The 18,893-nt window shown below is 62.4% G+C and carries 18 protein-coding genes; 15 read left to right on the plus strand and 3 right to left on the minus strand.

The window, feature by feature from the left end; translation table 11 throughout:
- Positions 1-13: 13 nt before the first annotated feature.
- From GOQ25_RS14740 to GOQ25_RS14800, 13 genes are all read left to right on the plus strand, one after another.
- Positions 14-694 carry an RraA family protein gene (locus tag GOQ25_RS14740; protein WP_160351235.1) on the plus strand — a complete coding sequence of 227 codons (681 nt, stop codon included), beginning with the start codon at positions 14-16 and terminating at the stop codon, positions 692-694.
- The gene (locus tag GOQ25_RS14745) at positions 691-1,656 is read left to right on the plus strand and encodes a 2-hydroxyacid dehydrogenase (RefSeq protein ID WP_160351236.1); all 966 of its coding nucleotides are present in this window, start codon (positions 691-693) and stop codon (positions 1,654-1,656) included. The genes GOQ25_RS14740 and GOQ25_RS14745 overlap by 4 nt, the downstream gene beginning before the upstream one ends.
- Positions 1,653-3,077, plus strand: coding sequence for an FAD-binding oxidoreductase (locus GOQ25_RS14750; RefSeq protein ID WP_160351237.1), 1,425 nt, complete (start codon positions 1,653-1,655; stop codon positions 3,075-3,077). The genes GOQ25_RS14745 and GOQ25_RS14750 overlap by 4 nt, the downstream gene beginning before the upstream one ends.
- 81 nt (positions 3,078-3,158) lie before the next feature.
- The gene (locus tag GOQ25_RS14755) at positions 3,159-3,542 is read left to right on the plus strand and encodes a hypothetical protein (protein WP_160351238.1); all 384 of its coding nucleotides are present in this window, start codon (positions 3,159-3,161) and stop codon (positions 3,540-3,542) included.
- Positions 3,539-4,387 (plus strand): alpha/beta fold hydrolase, encoded by an 849-nt coding sequence (locus GOQ25_RS14760; protein WP_160351239.1) that lies wholly within the window; start codon positions 3,539-3,541, stop codon positions 4,385-4,387. Before GOQ25_RS14755 ends, GOQ25_RS14760 begins: the two co-directional genes overlap by 4 nt.
- Before the next feature lie 43 nt (positions 4,388-4,430).
- Positions 4,431-5,594 carry an ABC transporter substrate-binding protein gene (locus tag GOQ25_RS14765; protein WP_160351240.1) on the plus strand — a complete coding sequence of 388 codons (1,164 nt, stop codon included), beginning with the start codon at positions 4,431-4,433 and terminating at the stop codon, positions 5,592-5,594.
- Positions 5,595-5,612: 18 nt separating this feature from the next.
- On the plus strand, positions 5,613-6,482 hold the full coding sequence (locus tag GOQ25_RS14770; protein WP_160351241.1) for a branched-chain amino acid ABC transporter permease: 870 nt from the start codon (positions 5,613-5,615) through the stop codon (positions 6,480-6,482).
- 3 nt (positions 6,483-6,485) lie between these two features.
- Positions 6,486-7,463, plus strand: a complete 978-nt coding sequence (locus tag GOQ25_RS14775; RefSeq protein WP_160351242.1) for a branched-chain amino acid ABC transporter permease — start codon at positions 6,486-6,488, stop codon at positions 7,461-7,463.
- The gene (locus GOQ25_RS14780) at positions 7,460-8,242 is read left to right on the plus strand and encodes an ABC transporter ATP-binding protein (protein WP_160351243.1); all 783 of its coding nucleotides are present in this window, start codon (positions 7,460-7,462) and stop codon (positions 8,240-8,242) included. Before GOQ25_RS14775 ends, GOQ25_RS14780 begins: the two co-directional genes overlap by 4 nt.
- Complete coding sequence (locus GOQ25_RS14785) at positions 8,229-8,942, plus strand: ABC transporter ATP-binding protein (RefSeq protein WP_160351244.1); 714 nt, start codon at positions 8,229-8,231, stop codon at positions 8,940-8,942. The genes GOQ25_RS14780 and GOQ25_RS14785 overlap by 14 nt, the downstream gene beginning before the upstream one ends.
- Positions 8,943-9,119: 177 nt before the next feature.
- A complete protein-coding gene (locus GOQ25_RS14790; RefSeq protein ID WP_160351245.1) occupies positions 9,120-10,595 on the plus strand; it encodes an aldehyde dehydrogenase in 1,476 nt (491 codons plus the stop codon).
- Positions 10,596-10,638: 43 nt separating this feature from the next.
- The gene (locus GOQ25_RS14795) at positions 10,639-11,526 is read left to right on the plus strand and encodes an NAD(P)-dependent oxidoreductase (protein ID WP_202109491.1); all 888 of its coding nucleotides are present in this window, start codon (positions 10,639-10,641) and stop codon (positions 11,524-11,526) included.
- Between the two features lie 134 nt (positions 11,527-11,660).
- A complete protein-coding gene (locus GOQ25_RS14800; RefSeq protein WP_160351247.1) occupies positions 11,661-12,893 on the plus strand; it encodes an alpha-hydroxy acid oxidase in 1,233 nt (410 codons plus the stop codon).
- 89 nt (positions 12,894-12,982) lie between these two features.
- On the opposite strand, the gene GOQ25_RS14805 is transcribed toward GOQ25_RS14800, so the two are convergent.
- From GOQ25_RS14805 to GOQ25_RS14815, 3 genes are all read right to left on the minus strand, one after another.
- Positions 12,983-13,690: an IclR family transcriptional regulator gene (locus tag GOQ25_RS14805; RefSeq protein ID WP_160351248.1), complete on the minus strand. Its 708-nt coding sequence runs from the start codon at positions 13,688-13,690 to the stop codon at positions 12,983-12,985.
- A 16-nt stretch (positions 13,691-13,706) separates the two neighbouring features.
- Positions 13,707-14,630 (minus strand): NAD(P)-dependent oxidoreductase, encoded by a 924-nt coding sequence (locus tag GOQ25_RS14810; RefSeq protein ID WP_160351249.1) that lies wholly within the window; start codon positions 14,628-14,630, stop codon positions 13,707-13,709.
- Positions 14,631-14,757: 127 nt separating this feature from the next.
- A complete protein-coding gene (locus GOQ25_RS14815) occupies positions 14,758-16,221 on the minus strand; it encodes an aldehyde dehydrogenase (protein ID WP_160351250.1) in 1,464 nt (487 codons plus the stop codon).
- Between the two features lie 273 nt (positions 16,222-16,494).
- On the opposite strand from GOQ25_RS14815, the gene GOQ25_RS14820 reads away from it, so the two are divergent.
- Entirely contained in the window at positions 16,495-17,880 is a 1,386-nt protein-coding gene (locus GOQ25_RS14820) for an MmgE/PrpD family protein (RefSeq protein ID WP_160351251.1), read from the plus strand.
- A 22-nt stretch (positions 17,881-17,902) separates the two neighbouring features.
- Positions 17,903-18,892: a tripartite tricarboxylate transporter substrate binding protein gene (locus GOQ25_RS14825; protein WP_160351252.1), complete on the plus strand. Its 990-nt coding sequence runs from the start codon at positions 17,903-17,905 to the stop codon at positions 18,890-18,892.
- Position 18,893: the final 1 nt, after the last annotated feature.

The raw sequence follows: 18,893 nt of genomic DNA on the forward strand, positions 1-18,893 counted from the left end.
GACAGAGACTCGTATGACGCTTGAAGAAGAAACACAGTTGCTTGCCCGGTGCGCCCAGATCGGTGTCAGCGCCTGGTCCGACGCGATGGATGAGCTGGGCATCCGCGGGGTGACGCAGGGTATCGTCCAGCGGGCCGGTACGGGACGTATCGCCGGTTTTGCCGTGACGGCCCGGCATGCGCATGGCGAGTATGGGGATTTCGACCGCACGGAATTCGCGGTGGGTCGCCTGGTCGAGGCCACCGGCCCCGGCAAGGTGCTGATGATCGATGTGGACGGCGCCCCGATCTCGACGTTTGGCGGCAATGCCTCCATGGCAGCCGCCAGACGCGGGGCGACCGCGGTCGTGATCGATGGCGCTTGCCGGGATGTGGACGAGATTCGCGAGGCCGGACTGTGGATGGCCAGCCGCTGGGTCGCGCCCACGACGGGCAAGACCAGGCTGAGCCTGCGATCCATGGGCGAGCCCGTGACGATTGGTGGGATACGGGTGGAACAGGGTGACCTGGTCGTGGGCGATGACACCGGCCTCGCGGTGATACCCAGATCTCAGTTGGCCGATCTGCTCGCGCGTGCCGAAGCCATACTGAAAGTCGATGACCAAGTGGCGCAAGGCATACGCGATGGGCTGACGTTTGCGCAGGCCGCCGCCTCTGCCGGTTATATCCCCGACCGGCCCGGAGCGGCTGGATGAGCGAGCATTACGACATTGTGCAGGTGGCGTCGCTGGGCCCCGCGTTCGACGAACGTCTGGCCCGACGCTACCGAGTCCTGCCCGTGTGGCGCGACCCGGAGGGGTTGGAAGGCTACGGCCCCGACCTCACGCGCCATGTGCGCCTGGCCGTGACGTCGGTGCGACGCGGCTTCACGCGGCAGATGTTCGAACGATTGCCCGGACTGCAGGCGATCTGCAGTTGGGGCGTGGGATATGACACGCTCGACCTTGAGGCGGCGCGGGAGTCTGGCGTGCAGGCGAGTAACACCCCGGGTGTGCTCGACGCCTGTGTGGCCGACTTGGCGTGGGCACTGTTATTGGCGACCGCGCGCCGTGTGGCGGCGGGCGATCGCTATGTCAAAAGCGCGCAGTGGCGCGCGCTGGGCGAATTTCCGTTGTCGATCAAGGTCTCGGGCAAACGGCTCGGTATTCTCGGTCTGGGTCGTATTGGCCATGCCATTGCGCGGCGCGCCATGGGGTTCGATATGGAGGTGCGCTATCACAGCCGTCATCCCCGTGCCGATGCTGGCTACACCTACGAACCGCAGTTGCAGGCTTTGGCGCAGTGGGCGGATTTTCTGATCGTTGCCTGCGTGGGTGGGCCCACTACCTACCGGATTGTGGATGCGAACGTCATCCGCGCGCTCGGGCCGCGCGGCATTCTGGTCAATATCTCGCGCGGCAGTGTGGTGGATCAGGCGGCATTGGTGGCGGCGTTGCGAGCGGGCGAATTGGGTGGCGCGGGCCTGGATGTCTTGGAATCCGAGCCCTCGACGGCCGAGGAATTCAGCGCCATGGATCAAGTTGTCTTGATGCCGCATGTGGGCAGCGCCACGGATGAGACGCGCGAGGCCATGAGTCAGTTGGTTATGGACAACGTCGACGCCTGGCTAGCGGGCAAAGGCCTGTTGACCCCCATTCCCATTGCGGGGCAAGGATGAGTTCCCGCCGCGATGCCGGCCTGTTGGCCGACTTGCGCATGCTGCTCGGTGCCGAGCATGTATTGACCGGCGCGGACGCAGCCCCCTATCTGACGGACTGGCGGCATTACACAACGGGAAGCGCGCTGGCCGTGGTGCGGCCCGAGTCGACCGAGCAAGTTGCAGCCGTCGTACGTCTGTGCGCGGCGGCCCATCTGCCCATCGTGCCCCAAGGCGGCAACACCGGTCAGGTCGCTGGCGCCACCGCGGATACGTGCGGGCGCGCGGTGGTACTGCTCCTGCAGCGATTGCGCCGCATACGGGCGATCGATACCGAGAACGACACGATGACGGTAGAGGCCGGCTGCATTTTGCAGGAGGTCCAGCAAGCCGCCCGCGAGGCGGATCGATTGTTTCCGCTCTCACTCGGAGCACAGGGGTCCTGCATGATCGGGGGGAACCTGGCGACCAACGCGGGTGGCACCCAGGTGCTGCGCTATGGCAACGCACGCGAACTGACGCTGGGGCTGGAGGTCGTCACGCCGCAGGGAGAGATCTGGAATGGACTGCGCGGGTTGCGTAAAGACAATACCGGCTACGATCTGCGCGATCTGTATATCGGCAGCGAAGGCACCTTAGGCGTCATCACGGCCGCGGTACTCAAGTTGTTTCCCCTGCCCCGCGCGCGCCGCACGGCGATGCTGGCCGTGGACTCGTTAAGCCATGCGCTTGCGGTGCTGAACCTCGCCCGTGCCGGCTTCGGAGCTGCATTGACGGCGTTCGAGGTCATGTCCGTGGACTGCCTGGATATGGTGGTGCAGACGTCTCCGCATTTGCACCTGCCGGTGCAAGCCCCGCCGGGCGCCTGGTACGCCTTGCTGGAGCTCTCCGATGCCGAAGGTGAGGAACACGCGCAAGCCCGTTTCGAAACGGTGTTGTCGCATGCGATGGAAGTAGACATGCTGCGCGATGCGGCGGTGGCGAGTTCGCATGCGCAGACGGAAGCCTTCTGGCAGTTGCGCGGAAGCATTACGTTGGCGCTCGCCCAAGCGGGCCGTTGTATCAAGCACGACATCTCCTTGCCGGTATCGCGCATTGAGTCCTTTGTGTCAGAGACCGACCGGGCGCTGGCGCAAGCGTTTCCCGGCGTACGTATGCGGGTGTTTGGCCACTTGGGAGATGGCAACTTGCACTACAACCTGCTGCCGCCCGTGGACCGCGATCCTGCCACCGTGCCGGACTTGGAGCATGCCATCCAGGCCCTGGTGCACGAGCGTGTGCATCTTGCGGGCGGCTCCATCAGCGCTGAACAGGGTATCGGTCAGCGCCGGGTGAGTGATCTGCAACGCTACAAAGACTCCGTCGAAATGGACCTCATGCGCCGGGTGAAACAGGCGCTGGATCCGCAAGGAATGATGAATCCCGGAAAAGTCCTGGCTTGACAGGCTGAAACGCCGCCGTAGAATCTGTGCTTGATAACAGAACAATTGTTCTTCTACACAGAACGAACAAACGGAGGCAATATGACCGTAGGGACCTCGCCGGGGCATGCCTTGGCCGAGCGGTTTAGCCGTACTGCATCGAACTATGCGTGCGAGCGAGAGGCTTTTGATGCAGATATGCTGCTGCAGTTCGGAGACGCCAAGCGCCTGGTGCGGGTGCGCGGCGGCGTGGTCACCGACATCGTCATACCGGTGCGGCCCCTGCAATCCTGGGATTTTTCGATCTGGGGTTCGGAACAGGCGTGGCGGTCTTATTGGGAGCCCCTCCCCCAACCGGGTTGGCATGACATCCTGGCGTTGAGCAAACGCGGTGAAATGCGTATCGAAGGTCGTCTGCAGCCTTTGATGGCCAATTTGCAAGCGATCAAGGATCTGCTCGCGTTGCCTCGCGAGGCACGCGCATGACAGCGAAGATCGAACCCATCGTGGGCCGATATGTCACGTTTGACATCGATGGCACCGCGCACCGTGTGTATTTCGAGGAAGCAGGCAGCGGCATACCGCTGGTGTGTTTGCATACGGCCGGCGCGGATGGTCGGCAGTATCGTCACATCCTATGCGACGAGTCCATCACGAGTCGCTATCGCGTATTGGCGTTTGACCTGCCTTGGCATGGCAAGTCTTATCCACCCGTAGGTTGGCAGGACGTACCGTACCAACTCACCACGCAGCGTTATCTGGAGACCATCCTGGCGTTTTGCGACGCGCTCGAACTGGAGCGGCCTGCGTTGATGGGATGTTCTATCGGGGGCCGTATCGTGCTGGAACTCGCCAATCGACATGCCGACCGGTTTCGCGCGCTGATCGGGTTGGAGGCGGCGGATTTTCAGGAGCCTTGGTACGACACCGCGTGGCTGCATCGAGGCGATGTCCACGGCGGCGAAGTCTGCGCGGCACTGGTGTCCGGATTGATCGCGCCGCAGGCGCCCGCCGAACACCGTCACGAGACGCTGTGGCAGTACATGCAAGGCGGACCCGGCGTGTTCAAGGGCGATCTGCATTTTTACCGCGTGGATGCCGACCTGCGCGGCACACTCCACGGTATCGACACCGCGACTTGCCCGCTGTATCTGCTGACCGGCGAATACGACTTCTCGTGCACGCCTGAGGACACATTGCGTACGGCTGATGCCATTCCCGGTGCGCGAGTCACGATCATGCGCGAGCTGGGCCACTTTCCCATGAGCGAACACCCGCGGCAGTTTCGCTCTTATTTGATGCCGGTTCTGGACGAGATCGAGCAGCAGTAAACCGCGCCCTGCGCGACACAACACAACAACGAGGAGACTGACCATGAAAACATTGACCACCACCGTACTGACCACCGGATTACTACTTTCTTTCTCGCTGCATGCGCAAGAGACGCTGAATATCGGCGCCTTGGTGACCTTGTCAGGCCCCGGCGCGGCCTGGGGACAGGGGATGAAAAACGCGGCGGAGTTAGCCGCCGACAAGGTCAACCAGGCAGGTGGACTGGAAGTCGGCGGCAAGAAATATCAGGTTCGTGTCATCCCGTACGACGAAAAATACCAAGCCAACGAGGCCATGACCGCCGCCAACCGACTGGTGTTCGATGACAAGGTCAAGTACATCATCGGCCCGGTGGGTTCGGCCTCGGTGCTCGCGATCCAGCCCATCACGGAAAAAAACAAAGTCATGGTGATGACGCTGGGCTTTACCACGCATGCGTTAAAGCCCGATCATCCTTTTACTTTCCGTCCCAACGCGACTACGGTCGAGATCTCCAAGCCGCAGATCGAGTGGCTGGTCAAGTCTTTGGGAATCAAAAAGGTCGGCGTGCTGTTTCCCAACGACGAAACTGGTCAGCAAGCTGCTCGTGACCTGGAGCCCGCCTACAAAAACGCCGGCGCGCAGTTGTCGACCAAGGAGTTCTTTGAACGGGACCGCGTGGACTTCGTGCCCATCCTGACACGCATGATGGCGCAAGGCATCGATACGATCGAACTCGGGGTGAACTCCCCGGCCACGGCTGGCATGATCGTCAAACAGGCGCGCGAACTGGGGTTTGATGGACGCATCGTGCGCACCGGGGGTCCGGCCACGCAGGACATCGTCAACGTGGCTGGCAAGGAGGCCACCGAAGGGATGTTCGTGCATACGCCAATCAACCCCGAGCTGGCGTCGGTGAAGGCCTATATCGAGCTCTACAACAACAAATATAAGACGCCGATGAATGGCTTTAGCCCGTCTTTCTATGATGGGACGACGATGTTGCTCGAGGCGATGCGTCGTGCGGGGACCGTGGATGACACCGACAAGGTACGCGCCGAACTGGAAAAGATCTCCGATTTCCCGGGCGTGCTTGGCACCTTGAATTGGACCGGCAAGGACGTGTATGGCATTAACCATCAACTGGGTGTGCCGTTCTACGTCGCCGAGGTCAAGGATGGCAAGGAAGTCATCCGCGCCGCCTGCACCGTCTCCGGTTGCCAGTAAACGAGCGAGGCGACCCAAGTGAACTGGAGCGTTCTACTGGCGCAGGCGACGGTCAATGGCTTGATCGTCGGGCTGCTTTATCTGCTGATGGCGGTGGGTTTCACGTTGGTGTTCGGGGTCATGCGTATGGTGAACTTCGCCCATGGCGAGTTCTACATGCTGGGTACCTTCGGAGCCTACATCCTGACGACCCAGGCTCACCTGCCCTTTTTGGCCGCGGTGGGCCTGACATTCCTGGGCGCCGTGGTTGTGGGCGCCATTCTGGAATGGGGGGTGTTAAAGCCGTTCCGAAGGGACGAGCTCAATGGCATGATCGTCACGATAGGCTTGGCCATCGTCTTGCAGAATCTGGCGCTCATGTTCTTTGGTCCCGATCCCTTGTCCATGCCGTCTATCGCGCGTGGCGCCACACGGTTGGGTGCGGTGGTGATTCCCAACTCACGGATTTACGTGGTGGTCTTCGCCCTGGTCGTATTGGTGTTGCTCTATGTGTTCCTACGCCACTCTCGCCCGGGACGGGCATTGCGCGCCGTCGTGGAGGACTTTGAAATCGCGTCCATACAAGGCGTGCGCGCCCGCATCTACTATCCGTTGGGGTTTGGCATAGGTGTCGGGCTGGCCGCCGTCGCGGGGGCACTGATGGCGCCGCTGTTTTCCGTGTCGGCGTTTTCCGGTGCGACCCCCCTGCTCAAGGCGTTCATCGTGGTGGTGCTGGGCGGCCTCGGAAGCATTCCGGGTGCCGTCGCCGCGGGGCTGTTGCTGGGTCTGGCGGAAAGCTACGCCGGGTTATTGATCGGTGGCAGTGCGGCCGACATGCTGATTTTTGTCATCGTGATTTCGATGCTGGTGTTCCGACCACGCGGCTTGTTAGGCAAAGGGGAGGCCTGACGCATGACCCCAACTCAATCGATAGGCGCGCGAAACGTGAGCGCGCCGGTGGGCCTGCGCGCACTCGGGTGCATCGCGTTCGCGGCGATCCTGATCGCACCGTGGTTCGCGGGCAGCTTCGCGCAGCATCTGGCCATCATGGCATGCCTGAACATGATCGCGGTCACCGGGCTGGCCATCATCAGTCGTTCCGGCCAGCTATCCTTTGCCCAGGCGGCGTTCGTGGCGGTCGGGGCGTATGTCTCGGTCCTGACGGAACGTGAGCTGGGTCTGAATCTCTGGTTGGCCGCCCTCCTAGGCATCGTGGCGGCGGCGGTGTTGGCCGGCGTGCTGGGCGGGATCATCCTGCGGCTGAAGGGTGTGTATTTCGTGCTGGTGACTTTCGCATTCGGCGAGCTGATGCGTCTGAGTCTGCTGGATTGGTCCGGCCTCACCGGAGGCGCCAATGGCATCACCCGCATCGCGCCCATAGAGTTGTTCGGCCTCGTGCTGGACACGCGGCCGAAGTTTTACGCGTTTAGCGTGGCGGTCGTGTTGCTGGTGCTGGTGGCCTTCCGTGGCGTGTTTCGCAGGCCGCTGGGGCACGCGATCGATTCCATTGCCGAAAATCCCGCGCTGGCGGAATCCACCGGACTGAGTGTCTTTCGGCTTCAGGTGCTGGCCTTTATCGTGGGCTGCGGGCTCGCGGCGTTAAGCGGCGTGCTACAGGCACGCTATATCGGCTACATCTCGCCGGAATCGTTCAACACGGGCGTGACCATCGGGTTTCTCATCATGCTGGTCATTGGCGGACGGGCGTCAGTGTGGGGGCCTTTTATCGGTGCGTTGGTGATGACGCCGCTGCCCGAGCTATTCCGAGGCGCGGTGCAGACGCAGTATGTGTTCTATGGCGCGGCGCTGATTCTGATCATGCGATTCCTGCCGGGCGGACTGGCGAGTCTATGGCAGCGTTATGCGGGCCGAAAGGAGAAACAGTCATGACCCAGCCTTTGCTGCAAGTCGACAATATTACGCGGCGTTTTGGCGGGCTTGTCGCGCTGCGCGATCTGTCATTTTCCGTGGCCGCCGGGGAACTGGTAGGCCTGATCGGCCCAAACGGTGCGGGTAAGACCACCGCGTTTAACGTCATCAGCGGGACAGTGCCGCCCTCTTCCGGCAAGGTGCTGTTCGACGGTCGGGATATTTCGGGCGGCCCGCCCAGCCGGGTGGTCGCGCTGGGTCTCGCGCGCACTTTCCAATCTACCTCGACCTATCCGGAGGCGACGGTCGCCGAAAACGTCTACCGGGGACTCCTGTCGCGCATATCGGGCTCGGTGGTGAATCGCCTGAGCGGTCGGCACGATTGGCTTTTACAGCCGGATGGCGTCGAAACCGAGATCAATAATATCCTCAAAATCACCGATCTTTTTGCCTGGCGCGACGCGATGGCGGGCAGTCTGGCGTATGGCTTACAGAAGCGGCTGGGCATTGCCGTGTCGCTGGCGGCGCGCCCACGCATGTTGCTGCTCGACGAGCCAGCGGCCGGCTTGAACCACGAAGAGTGCAACGAATTGGCGCGTCTGCTCAGGCGTTTGCATCAGGAATGGGGGCTGACGATGCTGCTGGTCGAACACCACATGGCGCTTGTCATGGCGCTGAGCCAGCGCATCGTAGTGCTGGTACAAGGAGAGAAAATCGCCGAAGGCTCGCCTCAAGACGTGCGCGACAATCCGGCGGTGGTGGAGGCCTATCTGGGAGCGCCCGACTATGCCCATGCTTGAGGTTCGCGGACTCACCGTCCGCTATGGCGCGCTCGAGGCCGTGCGCAATATCGACTTCACGGTGGAAACGGGGCAGATTGTTGCGTTGATCGGGTCCAATGGCGCGGGCAAAAGCACCACGCTCAAGGCCGTGATCGGCTTGGCCAACGCGGCATCCGGCGTCATTCAGTTGGAAGGCGCCGACGTGACGCGGCGTGGTCCGGCGGCCCGCGTCGCGGCGGGCCTGTCCTTGTCGCCTGAGGGACGGCGGCTGTTTGCCCGCATGAGCGTGCAGGAGAATCTCCTGGTGGGTGCACACGGCGTACGCAGCGCCAGTGTGATTCGACGCAATCTCGAGGAAATCTACACCTTGTTTCCCCGCGTTCTGGAACGCCGCGCGCAGCTGGCCGGATCGTTATCGGGCGGCGAGCAGCAAATGGTGGCGATAGGCCGCGCACTGATGTCAAATCCCCGCCTCTTGATGTTGGACGAACCGTCGTTGGGCATCGCGCCCAAGGTGGTCGCCGAAATCGCGGCCGCCATCCAGCGGCTGAACACCGATAACGGGATGTCCATCGTGGTGGTCGAGCAAAACGCTCGGCTGGCGCTCAGACTCGCGCACCACGCCTATGCGCTGGACCATGGCGAAATCGTGCGCGCGGGTCAGGGAGCGGAGTTGCTGGACGACCCGTTTGTCCAAAAGGCCTATCTGGGGATTTGAGCCGCGTCTGGGCGTCTGGGCGTCTCGCGCGAACGCCCAGCGCCAGCGAACACACCTTGCTGCATATTCATAGTTGAACCCTAATAATTCTATATAAATTCCAATTTGAGTCTATGAATCAGCCGGCGCATCATGATCGCCCGAGAACACGACATAGCCCGCGAGACAGGGTCCATCATGAACGCTTCCTCCATCAAGCCTTTCCGTGTCGGCGCCGAATGGCGCCACGCCTCTGACGAAACGCAGATCTTGACCTCCATCAACCCGGCCGATGGCAGTGTGGCCGGCCGGGTCACGCGGGCGACGCCCGCCGATGTCGATGCCGCGGTGGCGGTGGCGTGGGAGGCTTTTCATCACCAACCCTGGCGTCATCTGCGCCCCGATCAGCGCGCCACGACCTTGTATGAAATCGGCCGGCGTCTGACTGCCGAACGTGAATCCCTGGCTCGCTTGCAGATGATCGACAGTGGCAAGCCATGGAAAGAGTGCCTGCATATGGTCGATGCCGCAGCGGGGCATTTCCGGTATTACGCGGCGGTTTGCGAGACCTGGCAGAACGAAGTCACTTCGCCGCGCGGGGAATATTTTTCGATGGCGTTGGCCGAGCCATTCGGGGTGGTGGCATGTATCACCCCCTGGAATTCGCCGATCATGAATGAGGCGCAAAAGGTCGCGCCCGCGCTGGCGGCCGGCAATGCGGTCTTGGTCAAGCCCTCGGAGGAAACGCCCCAGTTGGCGCTGGAGTTGGCGCGGATCTGCGGTGAGGCGGGCTTGCCTGAGGGGCTGGTGACTGCCCTGCCCGGTTTGGGCGAGGATGTCGGCGCCGCGCTCGTACGCCATCCGGGTGTGCGCATGGTGTCATTCACTGGCGGCACGGAAACCGGCCGCGCGATTGGTGCCATCGCGGGCCAGCGCCTGATTCCGGTGGGCCTGGAACTTGGTGGTAAATCTCCGCATATCGTGTTCGACGACGCTGACATCGAGCGCGCCGTGGCGGGGGTGGCGTCGGGCATTTTTGGCTCTGCCGGACAAAGCTGCGTAGCGGGCTCACGATTGTTCGTACAACGCAGTATTTATAAGCGTTTCATGGATCAGCTGGTCACGTTCACGCGCGAGTTGCGGGTGGGCCTGCCGGATGATGCCAATGTGCAGATGGGCCCGCTGGTGTCCCAAGGTCATCGTGACAAGGTTGCTGGCTATGTAGATCTGGCGCGCGCGGAAGGCGGTACGGTATTGATCGGCGGCGACCGACCACGGGATGCGCGTTTGGAACGCGGCAGCTTTTATCTGCCCACCATTATTGACGGTTTGACGAATCAAGCGCGTGCCTGCCGCGAAGAGATCTTTGGCCCGGTCCTGGTGGCGCTGCCGTTCGACGACGAGGCGGACGTCATTGCACAGGGCAACGACACGCCGTTTGGCTTGGCCGCTGGGATGTGGACGGGCGATTACGCGCGCGCCTGGCGCGTGGGGCGCGCCTTGGAGGCAGGCTCCATCTGGATCAATACCTACAAACAATCGCATATCGCCACGCCCTTTGGCGGCTTTAAGGACAGTGGTATTGGCCGCGAGAAAGGCCTGCACGGTCTGCGTCTATATAGCCAGGTCAAGAGTATGTATTTCGGTATGCACGCCCAGCCGATGGGTTTGTGATCCCCGGACACACCGCTATTTACGTAACCAACGGATGACTTCTATGAGTCGCAAGCAGATTGCAATTTATGGCCTGGGCAATATGGGCTATCTCGTGGCCGAGCGCCTCGCGCGCCAGTTTTCCCTGCTGGTGTCAGACCTCGACGCTGCGCAAACACAGCGCGCCACGCGCGAGCTCGACGCCATCATGATCGCGCAACCCCAAGACGTCGCGCAGGCCGAGGCGGTGGTGCTGTGTTTGCCCAGCCCGTCCGCGTCACGCGCCGTACTGGAACAGATCGCGCCGTACTTGTCGCCCAACCATGTCGTGATTGAGACCAGCACGGTGAATCCGGCCGATGTGCAGGCTTGCGAACGGATGTTGGCCGCCAGCGGCGCGCGCATCATTGATGCGTCGATTCTGGCGGGGGTCAGCCAGATGCAGGCGGGTACCGCCACCTTGCTGCTTGGCGGCGATGCCGCTGCCATCGAGGCGTGCCGACCTGCGCTGGATGCGATTGCGGCAAAGCAAATTCATTTCGGACCGGTCGGCGCAGGTGCCGCGGCCAAGGTCATTAACAATGCGGTCGCGCATGCGGTCATGATCGTGGTCGCCGAGGCCGGCTCGATGGCCACGGCCTCGGGTGTGAGCTGCGAGAAACTGATCGGCCTGCTATCGGATCCGCAGATGGGTCTGCACCGTCCGTTGACGCATCGCTATGCCGAGCGCGTCGTGCAAGGCAACTACGAGGGCGGCATGCCGCTGGAGGCTGCGCGCAAAGACTCGACCCTGGCGCTGCAATTGGCCCATTCGTTGGGCGTGCCCTTGTTCGCCATTCAAGGGTCGCACACAGTGTATGAAATCGCGGCGGCGGCGGGCTATGGACGCGACGACTACGCCGCCATCGCCAAGCTATGGGCCGACTGGGGACGTCCGGCCGTTCCTGATTGACATCTCATCGCGCTGCGCGAGTCGCCTGATATGCACGGCGAGAGCGTACGCGACATGAAACCAATACCGAGGTGTTATGGGCAAACTGTTGCGCGCAGCCGGCCACGTTCATCGTTGCACAGTGGGAAACTCCTATGTCACATGAGACCGCTTCAGCGCACGGTGCGCTGCCTCCCTCCTCGTCGCCCGCGGCCAGCGCACGTCGAGCGCGCCGGCTGTACCACGCCTATTCGATCGAGTCGCTGCGTGATATCGCGCAGCGCACGCTGCCGCGCGCGGTATTCGATTTCTACGACGGAGGGGCCGAAGATGAATCGACGCTAAAGGCGAACCGGGCGGCCTTTGCCCGGCACGCGATACTGCCACGCTTTCTGGTGGACGTATCCCGCATCGACACGACGATGAATCTGCTGGGCAAGCCCGTGTCCATGCCGCTGGCCGTCGCCCCTACCGGTGCGATTGGCTATGGCTGGCCGTTTGGCGATGTGGCCATCGCCCGCGCGGCAGGCGCGGCGGGTCTGCCCTATGCGCTACCCACCTCCTCGACGTCGTCAATCGAGCGCGTGGCGCGCGAGGCGCCTCACACACGCCTATGGTTTCAGTCGTACATGCTGCGCAAGCGGGATTTCACGATGGGCTTGATTCAACGCGCCCGCGATGCCGACTACGAGGCGCTGATTATCACCATCGATATGCCTACCGGCGGAAAGCGCGAGCGGGATATGCGTAACGATTTCGGGCTGCCGTTTCGATTCTCCGCGCGTAACGTGCTGGACTTTGCCAGTCGTCCCGGATGGGTGGCGCGGCTGGCGCGTAGCGGCATGCCGGTACTCGAGAACATGTTGGGCTTCGTGCCGGACACGCTCGATACCTCTACCATCGCCTCCTCGGTCGGGAAAAACTATGACCCCGCGTTTAACTGGGATGACCTGGCCAGGATCCGCGAAGTGTGGCCGCGCCGCATGCTGGTCAAAGGGGTGCTGCACCCAGACGATGCCGCGCGCGTCGCCGATCTGGGTTGCGATGCGCTGATCGTTTCAGACCATGGAGGTCGGCAGCTCGACGGGGCGCCGGCGGCGTTGGATGCCTTGCCCGCCATCGTACAAGCGGTGAGCGGACGGCTCGACATTATCGTGGACGGCGGCGTGCGTCGCGGGGCGGATATCGTTAAGGCCCTCGCCTTGGGCGCACAGGCCGTAATGGTGGGCCGACCCCTGCTATACGGCGTCAGCGCCGGTGGCGAAGCGGGTGCTGCGCGAGCGCTATTCCTGTTGCGCGAAGAGCTCCTACGGACGATGCGGCTCAGTGGACTTGCCTCGATCGGCGACATCGGGCCGCACGTGCTCGCGCCGTTTGCCGCCCGGTAATCCGCCTTCGTTCGGCGCGCGGGACGAGCCTACTCCGAGCATCACGCTGATTGTCCCTTTCCCCACGGGTCAACTGTAAGAGCCGGTCATTACCCCGGCCAGCGGCCACCCAGAGATCGGGTGGCGCGCGCCGCGCTATCCTGTAGCAGTTGGGACATCTTCTTGATCGCGGCGGCGGTAAAACGCTCTTTCGGCCCGGACAGAGAAATGACGCCGCGAATCTCGTCGCCGGGACCGAACACGGGGCTGGCAACGGCCGCGCAACTGGGGTCGCGTTCGCCCATGGAGGTGGCTACCAAACCCGCTGCGTCCGCACGCTCGCCAAGCACGCGATAGGCCGTGAGCAGTTTGCCCGCGGCACCTTTATCCAAGGGCAGCAAATCGCCCGCGCGGATGCGATCCAGCGTGGAATGCAGGGAATCGATCCGCAGCAGGCAAATGCGCGACTGCGGATCGTGATAGGCGTGAAAGGAGGCGCTCTCCGTGCCCTGATCCACCAATGCTTGCAATATCGGTTGCAAGACATCCGTCAGGTGGTAGGCGGCCTCGTATGCACGTCCCAACTGGTGCGCGTACAGGCCCAAGGCATACCGCCCATCTGCCCGACGCACCACCAGATTGGATCTCTCCAATGAGGCAATCAGACGCAGCAAAGTGCTCTTATAAAACCCCGTCACGCGTGACAGGTCAGCGAGACTGATCGGCTCGGTCGTCTGGGCGATGGCGTCGACAATGGCGAGGGCCCGATCGACGGCGGCTACGCCATCGACGGATTCCGGAGGGGCGGTACGGCTCATGAGTAAATTGACTATATCAGGACTGATGGCCCGGGCTGGCGGTTTCCTGTGCAGTGTCTTGTTCATCATCAATCAAGCGACTGATGACGGGCCAATATCTGTCACCCAGGCCTCGTTCCAAGGCCGCCTCGAACCACTGATCCACGTTTCGGGCGCCCTGCGCGGAGATGCCTGTCTGCTCGGCTAAACGCAGCGCATAGTTCAAGTCTTTGCGCGCATAGCTGACGGGAAAGGCCTTTTCGGGAAATTCACCAGGCAGAATAGCCTTTAAGCCATGGTTACGCAACGCGAAGCTATCGGCCGAACCCAGCATAAAGGTCTCCATGATGACCTTGGTATCCACGCCCGAGCGACGTGCGATGCCGCAGGCCTCGGCCAGCGCGGTGACTGTCTCGAAAAGCACCATGTTGTTGAGGATCTTGACCACCTGACCGCTACCCACGTCGCCACATAAGGTGATCTCATTGGCGTAGGTGGCGATCAACGGACGCACGCGCTCGAATACGCTGGGGGCCGCCCCGACCATGACCGACAGCGTGCCGGCCTCGGCGGCCGCGCGCGTACGAGCGACCGGCGCATCGATAAAGGTCACTTGACGTTCGGCGAACTCGGCGGAGAGTTTGCGCGTCGTGTCCACCGGCGAGGTACTGGTGTCCACGATGATTTGACCGGGACGGCAGCTCGCCAGCAGGCCTTGCGGTCCCTGGGCCAGTTTCTCGACGACCTCGCCAGACGGCAGCGAGAGAAAAATAACGTCGCATTGAGCGGCGATGGTCGCGACATCGGCCGCCTGGACGCCATGCTGCGCCAGGCGCGCGAGGGGCTCGGGATTCATGTCGCAGCCCAGGACGGGCAAACCGCATTTCTGAGCAAGGTTACGGCAGATAGGCTCGCCCATTACGCCCAGCCCGATAAAGCCAATACGAGTGAATGAAGTCATGTGGTGTCTCTCAGATTCAATAGTGTTAGTGATGTGATGCATGCCATGATGGACAGCGAATGCGTATCAGCGCAGCCGGAGCCCCCCGCGCCGCCTGGCCGCGTCCGGCACGCATCCGATCGCTGTCTCACATGGCGAAGTAAATGCCCTTGGATTGCTGATACAGGCGCAGCCCGCTCACGCCTTTTTCGCGACCGATTCCGCTTTGCTTGAAGCCTCCAAAGGGCGTGGAAATCGACAACTGTTTATAGGTGTTGATCCAGACGCTGCCCGCTTCGAGGTGTCGCGCGACGCGCCAGGCACGGCGATAATCCGCGGTCCATATGCCCGAGGCCAGGCCGTAGACGCTGTCATTGGCTTGGGCGATCAGGTCGTCTTCGTCATCGAAAGGCAGCGCACACAGCACAGGCCCGAAAATCTCCTCGCGTACGGCGTAGGCGTCGGGTTTCAGGCTACCAATCACAGTCGGCAGGTAATACGCACCCGCAGCCAGATGATCAGCATCGGGACGGCAACCCCCCGTCAAAATCTCGCCGCCCTCTTTGACGGCACTAGCCACCATGGACTCGATTTTTTCGCGATGCGCGAACGAGGCGATTGGACCCATGCCGGCGCCTTGCGCATCGGGCTGGTCGACGCGTATCGACTGCGCCCGCGCCAAGAGCTTTTCCAGAAATGCCTGCTGGATCGATCGCTGGACAAACAGGCGCGAGCCCGCCACGCAGGACTGACCGCTGCCCTCGAAAATCCCGCCAATCACGCCCTCGACCGCCGCGTCCAGATCGGCATCGGCGCACACGATGTGCGGCGACTTGCCGCCCAATTCCAAGGCCACGGGCATCAATTTGTCCGCCGCGATCCGCGCAATAGCGCGACCGCTAGCGGTACCGCCGGTAAAGGACACCATGCGCACGCCGGGATGCTCGACCAGCAATTTGCCTGCGCCGCTGCCCAGACCGGTGACCACATTCAAGATGCCCGGGGGCAAGCCCGCCTCAAGCGCGATGCGACCCAGCTCCAGCGCGGGCGACGAGGTGACCTCGGACGGTTTAAGAATCACGGCATTGCCTGCGGCAAGCGCTGGCGCGACTTTTTGCGCCTCCATGGTCAGAGGCGAATTCCACGGCGTGATGGCAACGACCACGCCATAAGGTTCGTATTGCGTCAGCGACAGGTAGTTACCGCGGGGCGGCGTGACCTCGGCGGTGACGGATTCGCAGACCCCGGCGTAATAGCGAAACGTCGCGGCGGCGCTGGCCACCTGCGCGGTGCACTCGCTCCACACTTTGCCGTTCTCGATCATCTGCAGCCGCGCCAGCACTTGCGCATTGGCGTCAATCCCATCGGCGATACGTCGCAGCAGCGCGGCGCGCTGATGCGGCAGCATGTCGCGCCAGGCCTTTTGGCGCACGGCTTGCCACGCGCTGCTAACGGCGGCCTCGACATGCTCGGCGGTTGCGGCGCTGATCAAATAATTCGTCTGACCTGTCGCCGGATTGACCGAGGCAAAGCCCGCGCCGGGAGCGACGATCCATTCGCCGCCGATGAGCAAAGGCTTTTGCCCTTCGGGCGTTTGCGTGGACGTGGACATGGGGTGTCTTCCTCACTGTTATGACTGATTGACAGTCGTTGTTTGCGGAATATAATAGAACGACTGTTCTGTCGAACAGAACATAGAATAAACGAACCGAGTTTTAAAAACAACGAGTTTGGAGACAACGACCCATTGGAGTCCGGCGCCCGCGGCCCATGGCCGCGTGCTCTCGATGCGCCATCCCGCGGTCAATACCCACATCGTTCATGCAGTCGTGGCTCTAGGCCATTGGCTGTTTTTCCCCCGTACATTTTTCCGAGCATTCGAAATATGACGGCATTTGATCCACAATCCGTGACACACGACATGGCGCACTTCGCGTTGGACTTGGAATGGGCGACCCTGCCCGACAAGGTCCGCCGCGAGGCACCCCGGGCATGGCTCAATTGGGTGGCCTGCACAGTGGGCGCGGCCCGCACCCCCGCAATGGAAGCGGCGGCACGTGGTGTGTTGTTGATGGAATCTGCCGGCGAAGTGGGTCTGCTCGGCCGTAGCGAAAATGCCAGCGTGTCGAATGCGGCCCTGTTGAATTGCCTGGGCTCTTCCTCGCAGACCTACGACGATACCCATCTGGCCACCATCACGCATCCCACCGGCCCCGTCGCGGCGGCGGCTTTAGCGGTGGCGTGTAAGCGCGCCGGGGCCGGCCAGCCAGTTTCGGGCCGCGATCTGCTGGTTGCGCTGGTGGCTGGGCTGGAATTGGAATGCCGAGTGAGCTGCGCGATCGCCGCGGGTGGGGGCAGTCTCGGTTGGTATATGACCGGCCTATCCGGAGGCATAGGGGCCGCGGCAGCGGCCGGCCGGCTATTAGGCTTGAATCACGAGCAAATGGTGTGGGCCTTGGGTGTCGCTGCGGCGCAAGCGGGCGGATTTCGCGCGACTCACGGCAGCATGGCCATCACCTACGTTCCGGGCATGGCCGCGCGTAACGGGGTAGCCGCCGCCTATATGGCGTTGGGCGGTTTCGAGTGCGGCTCGATCGCGGTGGACGGTCGCAACGGTTTGCTGCAAGTACTGACCGGTTCGAACGATGCCGGACTGATACGCGCCGAACTCGGGACGCGTTATGAATTCCTCAACAATACCTACAAGCCCTATCCCTGCGGCATCGTGATCCATCCCGCCATCGATGCCTGTCTGGAACTGGCTCGCAATGAGCACGTGCCAGTCGAAGATATCGAGAGCGTGGCGTTGCGAGTCCATCCCGATGCGCTGAACCTGACGTGGCGCAAACTGCCGGATACCGCGCTGGATGCACAGGTCAGCTTGTTTCACTGGGTCGCCGCCGCGCTGGTACATCGCGCGGCCGGGCTGGCGCAGGGTGAGCTGGATTGCGTGCTCGACCCTCGCGTGCGCGCATTGCAAGCGCGCACGCAGGCCGAGGCGATCAGCACGATGGCCGACAACGAGGCCGAAGTCATCGTGCGCCTGAAAGATGGCCGCGTCGGGTCACGCCACGTGCGCGATGCCACGGGCAGCGTCACCAATCCCATGACTGACGAGCAGTTAATCGAAAAATTCCGATCCTTGGTCAGTCCCAGTTTGGGTGAGGCGGGGTGCACTCGGCTGCTACAGAGCTGCCTGAACCTCGAACACGCGCCAGACGCCTCGGCAATTGTTGCCCTGAGTCGTGAGCACACATCGGTCGAAGCTTGAACAAGAAACAGAGGAGAACGAGATGAAAGCGATCCAAGCAAAGCGTTGGTTAACCGCACTGTCCGCGTTTGGCATTACTGCGGCCACCCTAATCTGTCCCGTTGCCGCCGCCGGTTATCCCGATCGACCCATCACCCTGGTAGTCGGTTTTTCTCCCGGCGGATCAAACGACATTACCGCGCGCGTGATCGCGCAGCCCTTGTCTGAATTGCTGGGCGTCCCGGTGGCCGTGGAGAACCGGGTGGGCGCTGCGGGCGTGATCAGCACCCAATACATCAGCCGCGCGATGCCCGACGGCTATACCCTCGGCGTCACCAGCGCCAGTCCGTTGGTACTCACGCCACACACACTCGAGACGTTGCCCTACGACGCCAAGAAGGATTTTGCGGCGATCAGTCTGCTGGGCATCACGCCCGAGACCGTCGCCGTCAATCCCAAGGTGCCCGCGGCCAATCTGGAGGAACTGGTCAAACTGGCGCAAACCCGCGACGTCACCCTGGCCTCCTCGGGCACGGGCGGACTGCCGCATATGGCCATCGAGATGTTCAAGCGCGCTGCGCCGGGCACGCGCATCGTGCACGTGCCTTACAAAGGCGCCGCCCCGGCCGTGACTGATGTCATGGCGGGACACGTCGAGGGCGTCGTCGTCGACTTGCCTGCCGTGTCGCAACAGATCACTAGCGGTCGACTGCGTGGCTTGGCTATCGCCAATGATCAACGCTCGGCATTCTTGCCTGATTTGCCGACCGCTGACGAGCAGGGCGTGAAGAACTTTGTCGCGGTCAACTGGATCGGTGTCATCGCGCCCGCACAAACGCCCGAACCCATCATCGACAAATTGCACGACGCCTTGACCAAGGTCATGCAGCTACCTAAAGTTCAGGAAAGCCTCGCCAAGGCTGCCGTACAGCCGTCGGTCAGCGCATCGCCGGCCGCATTCAAACAATTCATCGAGGCCGAAGACGAAAAATGGGCCGGCATCGTCAAGGCCTCTGGCGTCAAAGCGGAGTAAC

The sequence above is a fragment of the Bordetella sp. 15P40C-2 genome (assembly GCF_009763235.1).
GTDB lineage: Bacteria > Pseudomonadota > Gammaproteobacteria > Burkholderiales > Burkholderiaceae_B > Bordetella_A.

Bases quoted from the DNA above. Each gene is read 5' to 3' on its own strand.
- GOQ25_RS14740 (WP_160351235.1), top strand. From the start codon at position 14: ATGACGCTTGAAGAAGAAACACAGTTGCTTGCCCGGTGCGCCCAGATC.
- GOQ25_RS14760 (WP_160351239.1), top strand. From the start codon at position 3,539: ATGACAGCGAAGATCGAACCCATCGTGGGCCGATATGTCACGTTTGAC.
- GOQ25_RS14810 (WP_160351249.1), bottom strand. From the start codon at position 14,630: ATGACTTCATTCACTCGTATTGGCTTTATCGGGCTGGGCGTAATGGGC.
- GOQ25_RS14795 (WP_202109491.1), top strand. From the start codon at position 10,639: ATGAGTCGCAAGCAGATTGCAATTTATGGCCTGGGCAATATGGGCTAT.
- GOQ25_RS14780 (WP_160351243.1), top strand. From the start codon at position 7,460: ATGACCCAGCCTTTGCTGCAAGTCGACAATATTACGCGGCGTTTTGGC.
- GOQ25_RS14775 (WP_160351242.1), top strand. From the start codon at position 6,486: ATGACCCCAACTCAATCGATAGGCGCGCGAAACGTGAGCGCGCCGGTG.
- GOQ25_RS14790 (WP_160351245.1), top strand. From the start codon at position 9,120: ATGAACGCTTCCTCCATCAAGCCTTTCCGTGTCGGCGCCGAATGGCGC.
- GOQ25_RS14755 (WP_160351238.1), top strand. From the start codon at position 3,159: ATGACCGTAGGGACCTCGCCGGGGCATGCCTTGGCCGAGCGGTTTAGC.
- GOQ25_RS14815 (WP_160351250.1), bottom strand. From the start codon at position 16,221: ATGTCCACGTCCACGCAAACGCCCGAAGGGCAAAAGCCTTTGCTCATC.
- GOQ25_RS14825 (WP_160351252.1), top strand. From the start codon at position 17,903: ATGAAAGCGATCCAAGCAAAGCGTTGGTTAACCGCACTGTCCGCGTTT.
- GOQ25_RS14805 (WP_160351248.1), bottom strand. From the start codon at position 13,690: ATGAGCCGTACCGCCCCTCCGGAATCCGTCGATGGCGTAGCCGCCGTC.
- GOQ25_RS14800 (WP_160351247.1), top strand. From the start codon at position 11,661: ATGTCACATGAGACCGCTTCAGCGCACGGTGCGCTGCCTCCCTCCTCG.
- GOQ25_RS14750 (WP_160351237.1), top strand. From the start codon at position 1,653: ATGAGTTCCCGCCGCGATGCCGGCCTGTTGGCCGACTTGCGCATGCTG.
- GOQ25_RS14820 (WP_160351251.1), top strand. From the start codon at position 16,495: ATGACGGCATTTGATCCACAATCCGTGACACACGACATGGCGCACTTC.
- GOQ25_RS14785 (WP_160351244.1), top strand. From the start codon at position 8,229: ATGCCCATGCTTGAGGTTCGCGGACTCACCGTCCGCTATGGCGCGCTC.
- GOQ25_RS14765 (WP_160351240.1), top strand. From the start codon at position 4,431: ATGAAAACATTGACCACCACCGTACTGACCACCGGATTACTACTTTCT.
- GOQ25_RS14745 (WP_160351236.1), top strand. From the start codon at position 691: ATGAGCGAGCATTACGACATTGTGCAGGTGGCGTCGCTGGGCCCCGCG.